Genomic DNA, 2,272 nt, shown 5'->3' with positions numbered 1-2,272 from the left:
GAGGCGCCGCGCGGACCCGCACCGCCGGCCCGAGCGCGCGCTCGTCCCCTGACCTCGTCGTCGGCCGGCCCCGCGAGTGTGGCACGCGGCGCCCGCCCGCCCTCCGCGGCGCCGGCTGCCGGGCTCGCGCCGGTCACCGCCCGCAGCGGTGCGTGCGCGATGTCCGCGACTCGGCCGGATCGGGGTGACACTGGGTGCATGGCCAACTCCGCGCCCCGGCGCCACCTCAGGACGAGCCCCTTCGCGGAGCGCGTCGCGGCGCCGGTCGAGACCTACGCGGTCGACGACCGGGTGAACCACGACGTCCACGGCATCGGACGGGTGGTGTCGACCGAGGGCGACGTCGCCGTCACCGTCCGCTTCGCGCAGGGCCCCGTGCGCGTCGGCAACGACCGGCGGCTCTCCAAGATCTGACCCGCCGGGCGCTCACCCGGCCGGAGCAGCGCCCGGTGCCCCCCATCCACGGCGCTGTCGGCCGCGAAGACCTCCTGCGAGCGGGGCTGCTCGCCGGAGGGGACCGCGAGGTCGGGGGGACGCCGTGGAGCACGGAGCACCGGTCCGGGAGGTCGTCGTCCGCTGCCCGCCGGTGGACGTCCGCGGGGCGCGGCGGGTCGTCGTGGGCTGCTGCGGCGGAGCGGGCTGGCACGAGGACGTCGCCGACGTCGCCGAGCTGCTCGTCAGCGAGCTCGTCACCAACGCCCTGGTCCACGGCGGCGGCGCCGCGTCGATGGCCGTGGTCGTCGCCTCCGGCGGCGTCCGGGTCGAGGTGGCCGACGACCTGGCCGACGAGCTCGAGCCGCTGGTGCGGCCGGCGTCGGCGTCCGCCACCGGCGGTCGTGGCCTCGCCCTCGTGGAGGCGCTCGCCACCGCCTGGGGCGTCCGACGGGCGCCCGGGGGCAAGGTCGTGTGGTTCCACCTCGACGCCCGCCCGGGCGAGGGCCCCGCGCGGGCCTGAGACGGGAGCCCCGGGGCCCGCGGCGACGCGGGCGGGCGTCCCCCGCGGACCTCGTAGGGTCGGCGGGTGACGAGCGGTGCCGGAGGCCTCGGGGCCTACCTCGAGGTCCTGCGCACCGGCTCCGCCGTGCGGCCCTTCGCCGCGGCCGTGGTGGCCCGGCTCCCGATCTCCATGGTGCCGTTCGGGACGCTGCTGCTCGTCGAGGAGACGCGGGGGTCGTTCTCCGCCGCGGGCCTCGTCACCGCCGGCTACGCCGTCGGCATCGGCGTCGGCTCGCCGCTGTGGGGCCGCCTCATCGACCGCCACGGCCAGGCGCGCGTCGTCGCCCCGACCGTCCTCGTCAGCGCGGTGCTGCTCGCCGCCTTCGCGCTCGCGGCCGAGGCCCTCGCCCCGCTCGCCCTGCTGCTCGTGCTCGTCGTCGTCGCCGGCGCCACGGCCCCGCCGATCAGCTCGGCCATGCGGCTGTCGTGGCGGTCGGTCCTGCCGGAGCGGCTGTGGCGCACCGGGTACGCGCTCGACGCGTCGGCCGTGGAGGCCGTCTTCGTCGGCGGCCCCCTCCTGCTGTCGCTCCTGCTGCACCTGCCGCCCGCGGGGCCGCTGCTCGTCACCGCCGTCGTCCACGCCGTCGGCGGTCTCGCGTACGCCGCGAGCGGGCCCGCGCGCCGCCCGCCCGAGCGCACCGCCGCCCTCGACGGCGCGCTGGGGGCGGTGGTCGACGCCGACCCGCTGCGGCGGGCCTCGCGCGTCCTCACCCCGCCGCTCGTCGCCGTGCTGGCCGTCGGGCTCGCCATGGCCGTGGCGTTCGGCTTCGTGGACACCTCGATGGCCGCGACGGCGCGCGCCGTCCTCGGCGACGAGTCGCGGCTCGGGGTGCTGCTGGCCTCGATCGCCGGCGGCAGCGTCCTCGGGGGCCTGCTGTACGGCCTGCTGCCCCACTCCGGGGACGAGCGGCGGCGCCTCCCGGCGCTGCTCGCGGCCTTCACCGCCGGGCTGGCGGGCGTGGCCGTCGTCGTCGGCGCCGGGGCGCCGCTGCCCCTGCTGCTGCCGGTCCTCTTCCTCACCGGCCTGTGCATCGCCCCCGCGCTCATCGTCCAGCAGGCCCTCGTGGACGCGGTCGCCCCCGAGGGGCGGCGCGGGGAGAGCCAGGCGTGGCTGGCCACCGCCGTCGTGACCGGCGGCGCCGCCGGCACCGCCGCCGCCGGCCTGCTCGTGGACCTCGGCGGCCCGCCCCTCTCCCTGGCCGCCGGCTCCGCCGCGCTGGCCGTCGCGACGGCGCTGGCGCTCGGGGCCCAGCCGGGCTGGGCGCGCAGCGCGCGG

Annotated in this window: 3 protein-coding genes; all 3 read left to right on the top strand. The window is 79.4% G+C overall.

Annotated elements, in window-relative coordinates; genetic code table 11:
* Positions 1-198: 198 nt before the first annotated feature.
* Positions 199-414: a hypothetical protein gene (locus HLB09_RS16015; protein ID WP_171204310.1), complete on the top strand. Its 216-nt coding sequence runs from the start codon at positions 199-201 to the stop codon at positions 412-414.
* A 124-nt stretch (positions 415-538) separates the two neighbouring features.
* Complete coding sequence (locus tag HLB09_RS16010; protein WP_171204309.1) at positions 539-955, top strand: ATP-binding protein; 417 nt, start codon at positions 539-541, stop codon at positions 953-955.
* Positions 956-1,021: 66 nt separating this feature from the next.
* The coding region (locus HLB09_RS16005) for an MFS transporter (protein WP_171204308.1) at positions 1,022-2,272 on the top strand (1,251 nt) is incomplete at its 3' end.

The sequence above is a fragment of the Pseudokineococcus marinus genome, assembly GCF_013004605.1.
GTDB classification, from domain to species: Bacteria; Actinomycetota; Actinomycetes; order Actinomycetales; family Quadrisphaeraceae; genus Pseudokineococcus; species Pseudokineococcus marinus.
The sequence above is the reverse complement of the archived record's forward strand: the minus strand, read 5'-3'. Positions and strand labels throughout refer to the sequence as shown.